The organism is Alkalinema sp. FACHB-956 (assembly GCF_014697025.1).
GTDB lineage: Bacteria > Cyanobacteriota > Cyanobacteriia > Leptolyngbyales > Leptolyngbyaceae > Alkalinema.
On record NZ_JACJRC010000031.1, the window covers coordinates 1 to 16,235 of the forward strand.

Sequence of the window (16,235 nt, forward strand, 5' to 3'; positions counted from 1 at the left end):
CGTCCAATTCGATTGCTTCGATAACTCTGCGTCGAAAATCTTCACTGTAGGGGCGGGCCATGGTCAGCAGGGGGAATTACTCACTTCCCTTCTAGTCTACGTCCTAAGGTCGCTGGCTTTAGCTATACATCGGTTTCTATGGTGTGGGCCGTTCGCCTAACTGGAGAAGAACTGGGCAAAAAACACAAATTTTCGCCAAAAAGTGCACTTTATTGAAAATAAAATCCCTTTTGATGGAGATAATCCATGGGTGTAAAAGCCCCCTAAACTGTTGTGCTATCGAACGATCGTTGTAATTTAGATCATCCGTATCTCACCCCTACCGAGTAGTTAACTAGTGGAGCCAAGAAAATAAATTGTGGAAAATCGGTTGCTATGGTTTACCCAATCCTGTGGAAAACTGGGGTAAAGCTGTGGAAAACTAGGATTAAACTAGGGCGGTGGCAATTGATTCGTGGCAATTGATTCGTGGAAATTGATTCGTGGAAATTGATTCGTGGAAATTGATTCGTGGAAATGATTGAGTGGCAATGATTAGTAGCGGTTAGGCGACGCGATCGCCCGACTGAAAGCACCCTGATCGTCTCGATCGATTGCACGATCGAATCTTTGCACTGATCGATTTCAAAAGGCTGGACGATGCAGCAAATTAAAAGCGTTGAAGCAACTTAGCATAGCCGATTGCTCCAACGCATCTTCTTCTCCATAGACCTCACCCAGGAGTGGGTCTATCGTAGGATGTCTATCGTGAGATAGCTTGGTCTGAGTCGTTTCAACTAGATCCCATCAACTAAACCCATCAACCAGACCCATCAGCTAGTTATGCAATGCCAGGGGAACTGCCACTGGGTTGACTCGCCAGATTTCTTGGCAATACTCCCAGATCGATCGATCGCTGGAGAACTTACCCATCCGCGCCGTATTCAAAATTGACATACGAGTCCAATGATCTGTATCCCGATAGGCTTGGCTGACTTGGTCTTGACAGTCAATGTAGGCTTGGTAATCGGCCAACAACAGGTAGGGATCGGCATAGAGCAAATTATCGACCAGGGGTTTAAAGAGTTGTGTATCGCCGTGGGAGAAAAAGCCAGAGGCAATGCGATCGATCGCGAGTTTCAACTCTGAGTTGCTTTCGTAGTAGGCTCGGGGCTGGTATCCAGCGGCCTGGGTCGCGGCCACTTCCTCCGCTGTGAGGCCAAACAGGAAGAAATTCTCTGCGCCCACTTCATCGCGGATTTCAATATTAGCTCCATCCAAGGTGCCGATCGTCAGCGCGCCGTTCATGGCAAATTTCATATTGCCCGTGCCAGAGGCTTCTTTCCCGGCGGTGGAAATTTGTTCCGAAAGATCGGCGGCGGGATAAACCCGTTGAGCAAATTTCACGCTGTAGTCTTTCAAGAACACAACCTTGAGGCGATCGTGGATGTCAGGATCGCGATTCACCACTTCTCCCACGGCATTGATTAACTTAATCATCAACTTCGCCATGAAATAGCCCGGTGCTGCCTTGCCCCCAAAAAGGAAGGTTCTCGGCACAATGTCTAGATCGGGATTAGCCTTCAGGCGGTTGTACAGCGTGATGATGTGTAGCACATTTAAGTGTTGCCGTTTGTATTCATGAATCCGTTTTGCTTGGATGTCAAAAATGGAATCGACATTGACTGAAATGCCCTGTTGTTTTTGGATATAGTCGGCCAGATCTTGTTTGATGGCTCGCTTGATCTGCCGCCATTCATGGCGGAATTCAGCAATATCCTCATAGGCTTCTAGCTGATTGAGTTTGCTTAAGTCCTTAATCCAGCCGTCACCAATCTCGCGGGTGATCAAGTCCGCCAATCGGGGATTACTCAACACCAAAAACCGACGGGGGGTAATGCCATTGGTTTTGTTGCTGAATTTTTCGGGATACATTTGGGCGAAATCCCGCAGTACATCCTGTTGCAACAACTCGGTGTGTAATTCTGCTACACCATTGATGGCATAGCTCCCCACCGATGCCAAATTCGCCATCCTGACATAGCGCGGCCCCGATTCGTCAATCAAGGACATCCGCTGAATACAGGCTTCATCATCAATAAATTTGAGCCGTACATCATCCAGGAAATGTTGATTAATTTCGTAAATGATTTCTAAATGGCGCGGTAACAGTCGCTCAAATAGATCAATCTCCCATTTTTCTAGGGCTTCGGGCAGTAGGGTGTGGTTGGTGTAGGCGAAAGTTTGGCGCGTAATGTTCCAGGCGGCATCCCAGGCAAAGTCGTGCTCATCAACCAACAGGCGCATCAATTCTGCAACGGCGATCGCGGGATGGGTGTCGTTCAATTGCAGGGTGAATTTTTCGTGCAGGGTGTCGATCGGTTCGCCCCGCAGTTGGCAGTGGGTACGAATGATGTCTTGCAGAGAACAGGCCACAAAGAAGTACTGTTGCTCTAGGCGCAGTTGCTTACCCTGCTCAAAGGCATCATTGGGGTAGAGGACTTTGGTTAGGTTTTCCGAGGAAACCTTGTCGCCCACCGCCCCGTAGTAGTTTCCGGAGTTAAAGGCGTTGAAATCGAAGGAATCCATGGCCTCCGCTGTCCAGAGCCGTAGGGTGTTGGCGGTGTGGGTGCGGTAGCCCAGAATGGGGGTGTCGTAGGGGACGCCTTTGATGACCCGATCGGGCACCCAGCGAACTCGATAGCGTCCGGTGTGATCGGGATAGCCTTCCGTGTGACCGCCGAGTTTGACTTGGACAGCGAGTTCAGGATGGGCGATTTCCCAAGGATTGCCGAGGTGGAGCCATTTGTCTGTGAGTTCCACTTGCCAGCCATCTTTGATGTCCTGCTCAAAAATGCCGAATTCGTAGCGAATGCCATAGCCGATCGCGGGAATTTCCAACGTGGCTAGGGAGTCGAGATAACAAGCCGCTAATCGCCCCAAGCCACCGTTACCTAAGCCCGGTTCTTCCTCTTGATCCAGCATGTCTTCAAACCGGATCCCGAGGGCTTCGACGGCCTGCTTCATTTCGTCGTACATCCCTAGGTTGATCAGGTTATTGCCCAGATGCGGCCCTAGGAGAAATTCCGCCGAGAGGTAGCCAACTTGGCGCGGTGCGTTGCTGTAATAGGTATCTACCGTACAGAGCCAGTGCTGCACTAGGCGATCGCGCACTGTGTAGGCCACCGCCATGTAGTAATCATTCAGGGTCGCAATACGGGGAAATTTGCCTTGGCTGTAGGAGAGGTGATCGAGGATGGCTCGTTTGAGGGTTTCAACACTTCGCCCAGTACGATCGTCTTCAATCAAAATCGGGCATTCTTGGGATTCCATCATGGGCAGTCTACGGGGTAATCGGTCACTAGCAAATTGGTCTAGGGAGGTGAGCCTATCGATCGAGATAGTTTCTACTAATTAGAATGCCCAAAATCTCGATCGAGATGGGCAATCAACAGAATCCACCGAAAAATCGGGATCGCCTTGTATACCCTAGGTTTTCAAGGAAATAGACCCATGACTGTTGCGAAAACTTTAGATTGTTTTAACAAATTCTCTAGAATTGGCAACAGCATCACATTCCGGTTGTTTTAACTGCAACCTTGCGACCACTTAATTACAACTGCTCCGGATTGCAATTGGCTAGAACAACCAACTTGTTTTAAGAACTAGATGGATTTAGCAACAATTACCCGGTTCACAACAGTCTCCTGCACTGGGAAGGGTCGCGCGGTAATCGACTCCCTTCGTCTCGCGGGGATGGCGTAGGCTATCACGGCTGCAATTAAAGACAGGCGCGGAGTCTCGGGGCACTTCTGTCTGGGGCAAAACGGGGATGAAATCGTGGGCATAGGGGCCGTTGGGATCGGTATAGAGTTGAAAGGTTTTTTCACAAACCGCCATCCGCTCTCCCCGCAACAAGGTGTGGCCATCATCATCCTGTACCGCTTTCCAGGGGCCTTTGTAAATCACGGCTTGATTGCGATCGAGGCAAGGGCCTTCTTTGCCTTTGTAGGCTTGGACAGTGAGCGATCGAAATTCAATGCCATCGATGACCTGCCAGGGCTGTTCCTGCCGTGCCAAAATTTCCACGCCGTAGAATCCCGCTGCTTCAAACCGTTGCAAAAATTCCGATTCTAAAAACGCACCCGCAATACAGCCACTCCACAGGTCTGGATCATTGAGAATTACGTCCGTGGGTGGTTCATCACAGACAATATCAGAAATTACGGCTCGACCACCGCGTTTGAGAATACGATAAATTTCCTGGAACAATTGATTTTTATCCTGGGGCTTAACCAGATTGAGAACGCAGTTGGAAACAACAACGTCAACGCTACTAGTTGCAATTAATGGCGCTTCCCGCCGGAGTCGATCGCCCTCTGTCTCCAGGGCGGCCAAATCTGCGATCGACTGGACCGGATGCTGATTCAGCCAAGCTTGGAGCTGATCTAAATTCAGCGCCAGATCTTGAATTTTACCTTTGACAAAGTTCACATTGTGATAACCCAGCTGATCGCCGATCGTTGCTTGATATTTGCGGGCAAGGGCCAACATTTCGTCGTTCATATCCACGCCAATGACGCGACCCTCGGCCCCCACTTTCTGCGCCATGATGTAGCAGTTTTTGCCCGCCCCCGATCCCAAATCGACCACCACTTCTCCTGCTTGAACATAGCGGGTTGGGTCGCCGCAGCCGTAGTCTTTGGTAATAATTTCCTCCGGCAGGATTTTCAGATAGCGTCCATCATAGCCATCCGTGGGGCAACAGAGGGCTGCTTGGGGGGCTTGGGCTCCGGCGCTGTAGCGATCGCGCACGGCCTGCTCAATGTCGTAATGGATTGCAGTCTCGGTCGTGATCGCCATTGGATTAGAAGATGTCATGGTGAAATGAGGAGTGAATTGGGTAATCAGTGAGTAGGCACAAAAAACAACATTCAAGTAGCATTATCGCAAATCAATCTACGATCGCGCCGCCACAGGAACTTCCTGCCCCAGCCGTACAACCAAAGCAATGGCGTCCAGTCATAATCTGTCGCTGTGCCAAGGTCTGTAAATCAAAATCACGAATATGTAATTTTGGAGCCACCTTAAGCTCCAGCATTTGATTGAAATCGCAATCGTAAAGATAGCCATCCCAGGATACTGAAAGGGTATTGCGGCACATCAGTCCAGCAATCGTGGCAGGATTAAAGGAATTAACCAGTAACTCTTGGTATGTTTGTAAATTTCCTGATGCTTCCAACCATTCTAAGTAGCGAGAAATGGGCATGTTGTTGAGGGTGATGAGCCGATCGAAGGTAACGCCCTGGTGTTTCAGCAATCCTGCCTTCCATTCCTGCTCTAGTCGCCCTTGACCACTGGCTAAAAAAGCGCCCACGGGATTACTGACTAACGTCAATTGTCGCTGGGGATCGCCCTGGCCATAGCCAACTTGATTTAAGCGTCGTAGGGCTTCGATCGACTTTTCAAAGGTGCCATCGCCCCGTTGGACATCGGTATTGCGCTGACGGTAATGGGGTAGAGAGCAGACAATTTCCACCCCGCGATCGGCAAACCATTGGGGGAGATCGGTTTTTCCTGGCAACAGGAGGACGGTCAAATTACAGCGATCGATCACCTTTTTCCCGCGTTGAATACATTCATCCACCAACGCGCGAAAATGGGGATTCAGTTCCGGTGCGCCCCCTGTGATATCTACGGTGTGGGCCTGGGTGTGATCCAACGCTGCTAGGCATAGGTCGATCGTCTCACGGGACATCACCTCCTGGGTGCGATCGGGGCCTGCATCCACATGGCAATGTTTACAAGTCATATTGCACAACTTGCCGAGATTGATCTGAAAGATGTCCAATTCCGCAGGCTGCAACACGGGCCAACCATGACGGTTTAATGTCGCCTCAAAATCGCCAGCTTCAGGCAGATGGGCAAGGTTAACCTCCGCTAACACCGATCGCTGATACAGGGCTGAGGCCAAAGGATCCGCCCGTCTTGCTAAAGAAGTCGTCATGTCAAATTAATCCAACACAAATTATCAATCGAAAGCGCAGTCAGCACGGCGGCCACCCTCCCACCCTTCCCACCGCTCCAACGCCTGCTACTCCTGCTACATCGATAGCTGGTTTGACCGATCGAGCATCTGGAGTCCATGAATTAACGAAGCGCCCCCCCGAATTGCGGTTGCCACATGGATCGCCTCCGTCATCTGTTCAATATCTGACCCCTGTTGTAGGGAATCCTGGGTGTAGGCATCAATACAATAGGGGCACTGAACGGCATGGGCCACCGCCAGCGCAATCAGCGCCTTTTCGCGTTTGGATAATGCGCCCTCCGCAAAGACAGCGCCGTAATAGGCAAAAAACTTTTCAGCCAGTTCTGAGTTGCCTTCCCCAATTTTGCTGAAATTAGGTAAATGCTCTGGGTTGTAGTAGTGATCCATGGTAGGCCGATCGCTCTCCGAAGGTGCAATCAATTCAGTTGTTATACGTGAATATACGTCTTCAATTCTGGATCGGATGATCTAAAAGTGCCTGCTCTGCTCAAATTTCTTCCGGTTTTATCCGGTCGATCGGGGTAACACCAGTATTTCTAAGTACTAGTTACGAGGTTTACTAAGGCGTGATAGGAGAACTCAATTAAGGGCTTTTGCGTAGGAGTAATTAATTAAGTTATCGTAGAAATACGTAATAGGTTGTGTGCGCCCCTCCAAGCTGGATCAGGTCAGTGCTTGACAAAGTCGGTGGTTGACAAAGTCGGTGGTTGATAAAGTCAGTGCTTGACAAAGTCAGTGCTTGACAAAGTCAGTTCCCAAAAGGTTGTGGGGTCACTAAGGGCCTTTTGTCGTTATTCTCCTCAGGTCAGGGTGCTTTCTACTCGCGTTGTTTACTACTTACATTGTTTTCTACTGGCACTGTCTAGGTTTCAAAGGTTACACAGCCAAGAAAGTATCTAATTTTATAAAGTCATTCAGGTGGTCGGTTCTTATCTCTCTCAGTCGCCCAGCCCACGGTTTGTCCGGTTGCGCGATCGTTTCAACCTAGGCTCAGCCGAATCTATTTAGGTGCAATCCCAATCTAGGCGCAAAGTTTTGTTGGCTTTCCTGTTCCTATCTACGAAGACTTGCGGATTATGCTGGTTTCTGAACAATCGTTATCTCACTCAGCTGTAAAGACTGTGCTGCCGGATCCAGGACTCCTGCCGGGGCCACTTTCCCCAGTGCCGGTGCCCAATCCCGGTTTACCCAATGTGATTGCTTCGCGCCAAGAAGTCGCCTTCATTGATGGCCAAATCCAGGAGTATCAGAAGCTTTTGCCGGGAATTCGCCGAGGGGTGGAGGTCGTTATTCTAGATCCCCAAACCAATGGCCTGAACCAAATTACGGAAGTTCTGGCCCAAAAAACGGAATTATCTGCTATCCACATCATTAGCTATGGCGATACTGGCAAGCTTTATTTAGGGAATAGTCAACTCTCTGTAGGCAACCTCGCCAAAAATGCAAATACCCTGGCAGCCTGGCAGCAATCCCTATTACCGGGAGCCGACGTGCTGTTGTATGGCTCTAATATCGCTGCGGGAGATGTCGGTAATCAGTTTATTCAGGATCTCAGCAAACAATTAGGGGCAGATATTGCGGCTTCCGATGACGTAACGGGTAAAGCCTCTCTCCAGGGAGATTGGAGATTAGAGGTGCAGACGGCTCCCTTGGCCACTAGTCTGGCGGTGCGCAATTCCGTCCTCCAAGCCTATGACTATACGTTGAGCGCCCCGCCTGCCATGCAAGCCTGGAAAGACTGGGAACCCACTCCACCGATCGCCCCGCCACCCTCCCTATCAGAACCTTTAGATCCTTCCGCCGCACTGCCGGAGCTCGTTGCTGCGCCCCCCGCCTTGGAGGCTCCATCTCCGTTGCCTAATTCCCCCGCCAATCCCTCGACAGATCCGCCTAACCTATCCAGTAACCTACCTGATCCCGTCTTGGCTCTCCCCAGTCCACCGCCCCAAGTAACCATCACGCAGGAGCCGATTCCGGAAGTTCCTACCGGAGAATTACTACAAGTTCCTGGCGGAGATCTACTAACCACGGTGTAATCAGATAGCGGCACAATAGAAAGCGGCACAATAGAAACACAATAAAAAACAGTCTGCCGTCGCTAGGAAGGTTCATGGTCTGGCAAGAAATTGCAGGAAATTGGGTGTTGTTGCCGCCGCGCCCGATCGCGATCGTTCATTTTTTGGGGGGAGCCTTTGTCGCTACTGCCCCCCAGTTAACCTATCGTCGTCTTTTAGAATGTTTGGCGCGATCGGGCTATGGGATTGTGGCGACCCCATTTATTAACACGTTTGATCACATTGGCATTGCTGAAAATGTCCTGTGGAGTTTCGATCGGGCCTTGCACCAATTGCAAAAAACTGGACAAGTGTCGGATCAACTGCCGATCTATGGTTTAGGGCATAGCATGGGCTGCAAGTTACACCTCCTCATTGGCAGTGTGTTTGAAGTGCAGCGATCGGGCAATCTGTTGATGGCCTTTAACAACTTTGCAGCCCGGGATTCGATTCCTTTGATGGATCAGTTCTCCCAAGTCGTGCAACAGTTTGCCCCCCCCTTGGCCCCGGCCACGATGGTTGACTTTACGCCCTCTCCGGACGCAACCAATCAACTCATTGCTCAGCAATACGCCGTTCCTCGGAATTTATTGATCAAGTTCAGTAACGACACCCTCGATCAAACGCGATCGCTGGCCAATATCTTGCAAACCCGGTTCCCCGATCAACTCACCCTCTGTAAATTGAAAGGGAATCATCTAACCCCAGTTGCACAGGATTTACAGTGGGAAACGGGCACCGTCTTTACCCCATTGGACGCGATCGGGCAGTGGGTGCGTCAGGAGGTCTTTCGAGAATTGCAACAATTAGAGCAGGCTCTCATAGACTGGCTGGAATTGGCCCTAGCCCTAGAAGGTAATTCGCCTCTGCGTTAATCTGCGTCAATACGAGTCATGGCAAGAATTCAGGTGCATTGTGCGATCGGCTAGGACGAACTGTCTTACAATGCAAAGGTGAGTCTTGTCATGAGAATTGATGCCGTTTGAGTCTATGTCGTCAGAGTTTTCTGCCCCCTTACCCATGCCTCCATCGCCCGTTCCCCAGGCTGAGCTGATGGATATCGATGCTGTCCAGCAAGCCCTTGGACGATCGCGTGCCTCCGTTTATCGCTATACCAATACGGATCCTGCCTTACTCAATCCCCCCTATGACGCCAAGCGACTGAATCCAGAACTGCGCTCCCACGCCAGCGAACCTTTGTTATTCCACCCGAATGAAGTGGCTCGCTTTGCCAAGGATATTCTTCGGGTCAAACAGGTGACGATCGAGGTGCAAAATCGGCCTCCCGACGCAACCCAGGAGCTCTTGCAAGCGATTTTGGCTGAATTGCAAGCGATCCACCATTGTTTAAAGCAATCAAGTTTAAAGTAGTCAAGCTTAAAGTAGTCAAGCTTAAAGTAGTCAAGCTTAAAGTAGTCAAGCTTAAAGTAGTCAAGCTTAAAGTAGTCAAGCTCCAAACAAAAGAAGGGATGTTGTGCGGTTGCAATCCTTAAGGCAGAGGCCAGAAGGCAGAATTGTCCTGCAAAAGTGCGGAATCCATAACATCGAATATCGTACTTATGCGATACCAAATTTTAGGTAGACCTCGTTAGAATGCTTTATGAAGCCTCGCAACTCCATCGTATGTTCATCATGTTTTGGTCATGAAATGGGTTGCAGAGGGATTTGCCATTTCTGGAAAATTTCTTGGCTTCGTTGAGTTGGGATAGACCCTAAAATATGCAAGCAAGCAGTCAGTCAAATTATTCTTCTGAGCCTCCACGACGTCCACTGGTTAATCTTTGTGGAGGCGCGATCGCCCTCCTGACGCTCGTTTCACCCCTATTAATCATTGCCGATAGCTCCTCTGTTCCGCCTAGAACTCCAGTCTCCGATCGGATCCCGTCCCACTCACCCACCAACCCCTTGATGACCCAGCAACGATAGGGAGCTTAAGCGCCTGTCATTCCAGCACTAGTTGCAGTTCAAGATTGCCCCAACAGCGGACAGTGAGCTAAAAAAGATGGTGAGAATTCACGCCCCTAGAGGGTCGGTATCCCTAACCATTCACCACTGTCCACCACACGCTATTATGGGAAAAAGTCTTGTAACGTCTTCCTGGAGTGGGTTCTATGACATCCTATGCTGCCTCGACTGCCCGAGCTGAGATGAGTGAACTCCGGCGTTTGAAGACCTTGCTGCCGCCGGAACTCCAAAGTTGGGTCACGATCGAGGTGGCAACGGCAGTCAATCCTCCCCTCATTACGTCTGAAGAAATCGGACGGGACGAAATTGAAATTCAGATCGATATGCCCAAGTGGGATCAGCTGGCGATCGATCAACGGAATTTACTGTTCTGGCATGAAGTCGGTCGGGTGCAAGCAGACACCGTACCCCGTGACGGCTGGGAAATGGCAGCCCTGGCGATCGGCCTAGGGGGTGCAGTCGGTGAACTGTGGGTTCAAGATGGTCTCCTGCTGCTGTTGGCGATGGGGCTGTCTGGGTTTGCTGGTTGGCGGCTCTACAACAAAAACAACGGTGAAAAGGTGTTGAAAGAAGCGATCGAGGCTGATGAGCGGGCGATTGCCCTAGCAACTCGGTTTGGCTATACCCTGCCCAATGCCTACAAAAGTCTAGGGAGTGCGCTCAAAACCTTGATTGAACAGACTCCTAAGAAAAAACTTCGCCAGCGCTATGAAGGTCGCTTAGCGGCTTTGAAAAAGAGTGCGGCTAAAGCCAAAGAAAGAATGCAACAACGGAGTCCTGCTGCCGAATTTGATTATTAATCTGGGGACTTTACCTTGGCAATTTAGTGAATAAATCATGAACTGCCGAGTTGGATTTTGGATCCCAGGCAGTACTGTTTCAGAATGGAATGGTAGCTATTTCAAGATTGAAAGGCTATCTCAATTAGGACTGAGTCAGAAACTGCTCTCAGTCCTCTATTTTTGTTTGGGAATTGATGAAAGGTGATTCATTGGTTAGAGATTCCCACCATTCTGTGACATTTCTATGATTGTGTGAGATTCCTATTATTCTGTGACATTTGTTCTGTGACATTTGTCCTGTAAGAGTCCCATGGTTCTGTGACATTCCCGTGATTTTCTTGTGTCTGCCCCGCGATCGCGATGCGCCAAGGGATGCGCCAAGGTTAAATCCAGGGATTGCAAATTAGGAGAAATCGGTCATGTTGTCGAAAGGATTTGAAATTGAAGTCTATACAGGCCGTCCCAATGGGGAAGTGGTCGGGTTATCCGATAAAATCGTTGCCGATTTGGATGGTTTTGTGCGAGAGCCCGATAACCGCAACGTAGAGTACACGACTGCTCCTAGTTATCGGTATGAGCGATCGCTATGTGATTTGCTGCAACCCCGATCTCGTCTAAGGCAATATCTCACTACCCTGGGAGACTACACGCTGATTCCTGGGAGCACCTTAGCCCTGGGAGGCACGGAGGCATTTCATCGATCGGATCCTAATAACCCCTACCACACCTATATTGAGCAGACCTACGGAACCAAGGTGGTGACTGCAAGTGTCCACATTAATATTGGGATTGAAGATCCAGAAATGTTGATGCGGGCCTGTCGGTTGGTTCGCCTAGAAGCGCCGCTATATCTTGCTTTGAGTGCTGCATCCCCCTTCCTCAATGGGGAAGTGACAGGATTTCACTCAAGCCGCTGGGCAGTCTTTCCAAAAACGCCGACTCAGGTCCCCCTGTTTGAAAGCCATGGCCACTTTATTCAATGGACTGAAGAGCAACTGCGTCTTGGCACCATGCAGAATGTCCGCCATCTCTGGTCATCGGTAAGGCCCAATGGCGATCGCCGTCCCTACAATTTGAATCGCTTAGAACTGCGAATTTGTGATCTCGTCAGCGATCCGATCGCCCTATTAGCCATCACGGCCCTCCTAGAAGCGCGCTTACTACAGTTGATGCATCATCCGGATTTAGATCCATTGCTGGCTAGTGATCTTCCCCTCGCTACGCGCGCTACAGAGTTAGTTGAAATGGCAGATGCCAACGAACAAGCGGCGGCTCAAGCCAGTTTGGACGCTCCACTACACCATTGGCAAGACGGTCGATCGATCCTGGCGAAGGACTGGATTGTGCAACTCTATGATGAAGTCTGGGATACCGCAAAACATCATGGTTTTAGCTGTTTTCTGCTGCCCCTGAAACGAATTTTGCGCCAGGGCAACGAAGCCCAACAATGGCTCCGAGAGAAAGATCAGGGGAGGGACACTGCACAAATCGTGCAGAAAGCAATTCTGTCGATGCAAGCGCGCGAACTCGAACTGCAAAGCGAAATTTGCCAACCCTGTGTTGCATAGTCTCTAGATTGATCGAAGAAAAAAGATTGTGCTGAACAATTTGCCCTAAACTCAACACGGATTAGCAAACGTAAAATCCTGCATGTTCAGAGAGTGGTTCAATTTCGATGGTGCTAAATGGCACTTATTGATTAATATATCTAATCATTGCCTCGCAGTTGACCACTCATTAATAAAATCTATTGTTCTTGCCCACAAATCAGCGGTTGTTGACTGTGGTTAGTTGGTCTGTTTGATTTACCCTAGAACTTTCTATGCCTCGGATTGTCCTTGTTCATCCAGAAATTCCACCGAATACTGGCAATATTGCTCGAACTTGTGCTGCTACTAAGACGGAGCTTCATCTAGTGGGGCCGCTTGGCTTTGAGCTGAGCGATCGCTACCTCAAACGGGCTGGATTGGATTATTGGCCCTATGTCAACCTCCAGTATCACGACTCCCTGGCTGACTTTCAGACCTACCAGCAGAAATTAGGCGGTCGTCTTTTAGCCTTTAGTACCCACGGAACAGTCAACTATGCGGACTACTGCTATCAGCCGGAAGATTGGTTGATGTTTGGTTGCGAAACCCAGGGATTGCCCAAGGAAGCCTTGGAACCCTGTGATGATATCCTGCGAATTCCCATGGCGGAACCCCAAGTGCGGAGCCTCAATCTATCGGTCAGTGTCGCGATCGGCTTGTTTGAAGCACGGCGTCAGTTGGGGCAACTAGTTGGTTAAGCCACCGTCGGTGAGGCCAATCTCAATTAGGTCAATCTCAATCCTTGGGCCAACCTCAATTCTTGAGACAACCTCAATGTTGGTGTACAGATTGCCCCAACGAGCCTCCCTTGGGTTGAGAACCTTGCCTAACATTTCCCCAAAAATTAATGCTAATTGGTTAACAAATCATGATGCATAAGTCAGGGCTGTCCCACAGATAGGAAAGTCTAATCAGTGAGTTCTTTTTCAGGCATTTCAGAGTGCCAGGATGGGCTTCCACCAAGGGATATCAGTTATTTTGGATGACCCGGACATGATTAGAAATTTGGTGACGACTCAGCCTCTGACTGTCAAACTGTTTGATTAAAAAAAACAATAGTAACTTCAGCGATCTCACTTAGTGATTTAGAAGCGAATTGTATCCAGTCTAGAAACTGAGGAAACTCTTCTTGTACGGTGTGAGGCTAAGTTCCGAAAAGCTGATGAATACTATCTTGCTGGTTTATCTCCTTGGCTGAGGTAATCACTGATTTATTCACAGCAAAAAGAAACTCTGTATACAGGCAAACAAAAGCTGTGTCGATCGAGTGGGCAGAAGTGTAATGGCCGCTACTCCTCGATTTCTGCACAGTCTCTCTGGAAACTGGGTGCAGAACTTTCTCGGGACTTTAACTACAGGACGCCACGGTTTACGCTGTGTGCTCTGTTACTGCAGTAATCTGTCGTGTAGATTACACACTTAAGTAACTTTACTTTTAGGTAAAGATTTCGAGCTGTAAGTTTCATCCTTGGTTGACACCACCTAAGAAAGTTTGCTATTTAATCTGGGCAAGTTCACATTGCATCATGTTGAGTAATCTCAAATTTGTCTAAGTAGACAAGAGTGGTGTAATCTGTCTTGGATGTTCTGTTCGCCTAGACTAAGAGGCTAGATGACAAATTCTTCATCTGGTCAGTGATGAGTCAAGGGCAGCAAGCTGAAATGGCTCGAGGACAGTTAAACGCTGGACATTGAGGAGGTCGTTTTTTGAAACGTACAATTCCACAGAAGGTCAGGTCTGTTCCTGCCTGTGCCGATGATGGTTCCGCTGCCATAGTGGAGCAAGTGAAGGACTCGAATCAGGAAGGGAATCGTCTTACCTACGGTTCCGTTGCGATGTTGGGGGTTGCGTTATCAGTGGGGACTTGTGGCCTACTGGTACCCCAGAAAGCTCACGCAGCAACCAGTCAAGACCCTGGTAAATCTGAGCCTGTCTCAACTGAGCCATCTGCTCAAACTGCGCCTGATCTCTCTCTGACTGCTGCTTTGCCAAAGTCAGCAGATATCACCAAAGTCACTCATACTGTGCAAGAGGGGCAAACCCTTTGGAAGATTGCTGCTCAGTATGGTGTGGATGTTAAAGCATTGGCCTCAGCCAATGGCCTAAGACCCTCATCTACGCTGTATGTTGGTCAAGTCTTGGAGGTGCCTGAGGTGACTCAGGCGGTTACGAAGACCCAAGAAGTATCCTCGCAGTCAGCAGATGTTGTTCTCCCGAATGTTGAAGAAACAGCTTCTAACAGGTTACTAGTGGCATCTGCCGCCACCGGTGCTGATGATGCTTCCCTGATGGCTGATAGTCCGGTGAAGCTCAAGCAAAGTGAAGCATTCTCAAAGCTTCAGCAGAAGCGGGATCGTCTTAAGTCAAGTTTGGCGGAGTTGAAGTCTGAGGAGTCTCTGAAAACGCTAGCTTCTAGTCGCTTGTCAGACCAGCAATCAGTGGTAGTGCCTTCAGAGCAGAACTTTACTAACTATCAAGTAAATTCTGGGGAGACCCTTTCGACGATCGCGAAAACCCACGGGGTTTCCTCTCGGGAACTGGCTGCCCTGAATAATTTGGATAATCCAGATTTGCTCAAAGCCAACCAAGTCATTCGCATTCCTCAGGCAGCTACTGGGGAGCGGTTGGCGAATCTGTCAGAGGTGAAGAGCCTGCCAGAGGTCAAAGGTCTGTCGGCCAACCAGTCAGTCGCTTCTACAAAATCAGTGGATTCTGTAAAAGTGGCTTCGAGCCAGATCCCCACGGTTAAGGCTGAAACATCAACGGCTGCCGTCCCGAAGGTTGTTTCTTCTGAGGCGATCGCGCTATCGACTCCTAACCTGAACACGTTACCGAATGCAAAGGTTCTTCAACCGCCCACGGTTGATTCCTTGGTGACCCCGGAGAAGCCCAAAGGTCGCTATGTGGAAAACCTAGTGGCTGAGGTTGCTAAACTGCGTCAGAAGTATCAGCAAGCCTCTACCTCTACCGTTACGGCACGCTCAGTGCAGTACAAGGAGCCTCAGCGTGCGTCTGCGCCCGTACCAACCTCCTTGGCACTCAATGCGCCTAAGCCAATGGCGGTGAATCCTGAGTTCAAGCCAGGCACCCGCTTAGATAGCCTTCTGTCCGAAGTGCGTTCCCTGGGTCAGCAACGGGTTCAGCAGATGCAGAAGGTGCAAACCCTGCCTGTGGCTGAACGGCCGAAACGTCAGGTGGTTGCTCGCGCTTCTGTGGGTTCTGAGTCCTATGCCCCTGTTGTGCAAGCTTCGGTGCGCAGAATGGTGTCTCCTGACCTACCCCCGATCGGGACTCCTGACAACTACTTGCCCGGTAAAGGCAGTGGTAAGATGACGGGCTACATCTGGCCTGCTAAGGGAGTCTTTACCTCTGGCTATGGCTGGAGATGGGGACGGATGCACAGAGGCATTGACGTCGCGGCTCCTGTGGGTACGCCAGTGGTTGCTTCTGCAAATGGGGTTGTTTCCTTCTCAGGGTGGAATGACGGAGGCTATGGCTATTTGGTGGAAGTCACTCACCCCGATGGCAGCATGACCCGCTATGCCCACAACAATCGGAATTTAGTCCGAGTTGGCCAACAGGTTGCACAGGGTCAACAAATTGCTGAGATGGGTAGCACTGGGTTTAGTACTGGGCCACACACCCACTTTGAAATTCACCTTCCCAATGGGGGCACGGTAAATCCGATCGCCTACATTGGTAATGCTTCTAGCTAGTTTTTATCCCTACTAGCGATGAGCTAGCTAACGAACTAGCTACAGTCTGATTAATTTTCAAAGTACAACTCAAAAAGTACAACTCAAGAGGGGAGCCTGA

Annotated in this window: 11 protein-coding genes; 7 read left to right on the forward strand and 4 right to left on the reverse strand. The window is 49.8% G+C overall.

All coding sequences use genetic code 11. The features are described from left to right. Positions 1 to 816 precede the first annotated feature (816 nt). From H6G21_RS21755 to H6G21_RS21770, 4 genes are all read right to left on the reverse strand, one after another. The gene (locus H6G21_RS21755) at positions 817 to 3,312 is read right to left on the reverse strand and encodes a glycogen/starch/alpha-glucan phosphorylase (RefSeq protein ID WP_190576001.1); all 2,496 of its coding nucleotides are present in this window, start codon (positions 3,310 to 3,312) and stop codon (positions 817 to 819) included. Positions 3,313 to 3,654: 342 nt separating this feature from the next. Continuing rightward, the gene (locus H6G21_RS21760; protein WP_199307374.1) at positions 3,655 to 4,860 is read right to left on the reverse strand and encodes a methyltransferase domain-containing protein; all 1,206 of its coding nucleotides are present in this window, start codon (positions 4,858 to 4,860) and stop codon (positions 3,655 to 3,657) included. 73 nt (positions 4,861 to 4,933) lie between these two features. Further along, a complete protein-coding gene (gene arsS / locus H6G21_RS21765) occupies positions 4,934 to 5,986 on the reverse strand; it encodes an arsenosugar biosynthesis radical SAM (seleno)protein ArsS (RefSeq protein ID WP_190575909.1) in 1,053 nt (350 codons plus the stop codon). A gap of 96 nt (positions 5,987 to 6,082) precedes the next feature. Then, positions 6,083 to 6,415 carry an arsenosugar biosynthesis-associated peroxidase-like protein gene (locus H6G21_RS21770; protein WP_190575911.1) on the reverse strand — a complete coding sequence of 111 codons (333 nt, stop codon included), beginning with the start codon at positions 6,413 to 6,415 and terminating at the stop codon, positions 6,083 to 6,085. A gap of 734 nt (positions 6,416 to 7,149) precedes the next feature. Between H6G21_RS21770 and H6G21_RS21775 the strand changes: the two genes are divergently transcribed. The 7 genes from H6G21_RS21775 (at position 7,150) to H6G21_RS21805 (ending at position 16,135) form a co-directional block, all read left to right on the forward strand. Continuing rightward, positions 7,150 to 8,064: a DUF4347 domain-containing protein gene (locus H6G21_RS21775; protein ID WP_190575913.1), complete on the forward strand. Its 915-nt coding sequence runs from the start codon at positions 7,150 to 7,152 to the stop codon at positions 8,062 to 8,064. A gap of 74 nt (positions 8,065 to 8,138) precedes the next feature. Then, a complete protein-coding gene (locus H6G21_RS21780; RefSeq protein ID WP_190575915.1) occupies positions 8,139 to 8,957 on the forward strand; it encodes a DUF1350 family protein in 819 nt (272 codons plus the stop codon). A 145-nt stretch (positions 8,958 to 9,102) separates the two neighbouring features. Further along, positions 9,103 to 9,453, forward strand: coding sequence for a resolvase (locus H6G21_RS21785; protein ID WP_190576005.1), 351 nt, complete (start codon positions 9,103 to 9,105; stop codon positions 9,451 to 9,453). 740 nt (positions 9,454 to 10,193) lie between these two features. Continuing rightward, a complete protein-coding gene (locus H6G21_RS21790; protein ID WP_190575917.1) occupies positions 10,194 to 10,847 on the forward strand; it encodes a DUF3318 domain-containing protein in 654 nt (217 codons plus the stop codon). Between the two features lie 401 nt (positions 10,848 to 11,248). Then, positions 11,249 to 12,397, forward strand: a complete 1,149-nt coding sequence (gshA, locus tag H6G21_RS21795) for a glutamate--cysteine ligase (protein WP_190575919.1) — start codon at positions 11,249 to 11,251, stop codon at positions 12,395 to 12,397. 254 nt (positions 12,398 to 12,651) lie between these two features. After that, on the forward strand, positions 12,652 to 13,116 hold the full coding sequence (gene trmL / locus H6G21_RS21800; protein ID WP_190575921.1) for a tRNA (uridine(34)/cytosine(34)/5-carboxymethylaminomethyluridine(34)-2'-O)-methyltransferase TrmL: 465 nt from the start codon (positions 12,652 to 12,654) through the stop codon (positions 13,114 to 13,116). Positions 13,117 to 14,125: 1,009 nt separating this feature from the next. Further along, entirely contained in the window at positions 14,126 to 16,135 is a 2,010-nt protein-coding gene (locus H6G21_RS21805) for a peptidoglycan DD-metalloendopeptidase family protein (protein WP_190575923.1), read from the forward strand. Positions 16,136 to 16,235 lie beyond the last annotated feature (100 nt).

Bases quoted from the DNA above. Each gene is read 5' to 3' on its own strand.
- H6G21_RS21755 (WP_190576001.1), bottom strand. From the start codon at position 3,312: ATGGAATCCCAAGAATGCCCGATTTTGATTGAAGACGATCGTACTGGG.
- H6G21_RS21760 (WP_199307374.1), bottom strand. From the start codon at position 4,860: ATGACATCTTCTAATCCAATGGCGATCACGACCGAGACTGCAATCCAT.
- arsS (WP_190575909.1), bottom strand. From the start codon at position 5,986: ATGACGACTTCTTTAGCAAGACGGGCGGATCCTTTGGCCTCAGCCCTG.
- H6G21_RS21770 (WP_190575911.1), bottom strand. From the start codon at position 6,415: ATGGATCACTACTACAACCCAGAGCATTTACCTAATTTCAGCAAAATT.
- H6G21_RS21780 (WP_190575915.1), top strand. From the start codon at position 8,139: ATGGTCTGGCAAGAAATTGCAGGAAATTGGGTGTTGTTGCCGCCGCGC.
- H6G21_RS21785 (WP_190576005.1), top strand. From the start codon at position 9,103: ATGCCTCCATCGCCCGTTCCCCAGGCTGAGCTGATGGATATCGATGCT.
- H6G21_RS21790 (WP_190575917.1), top strand. From the start codon at position 10,194: ATGACATCCTATGCTGCCTCGACTGCCCGAGCTGAGATGAGTGAACTC.
- gshA (WP_190575919.1), top strand. From the start codon at position 11,249: ATGTTGTCGAAAGGATTTGAAATTGAAGTCTATACAGGCCGTCCCAAT.
- trmL (WP_190575921.1), top strand. From the start codon at position 12,652: ATGCCTCGGATTGTCCTTGTTCATCCAGAAATTCCACCGAATACTGGC.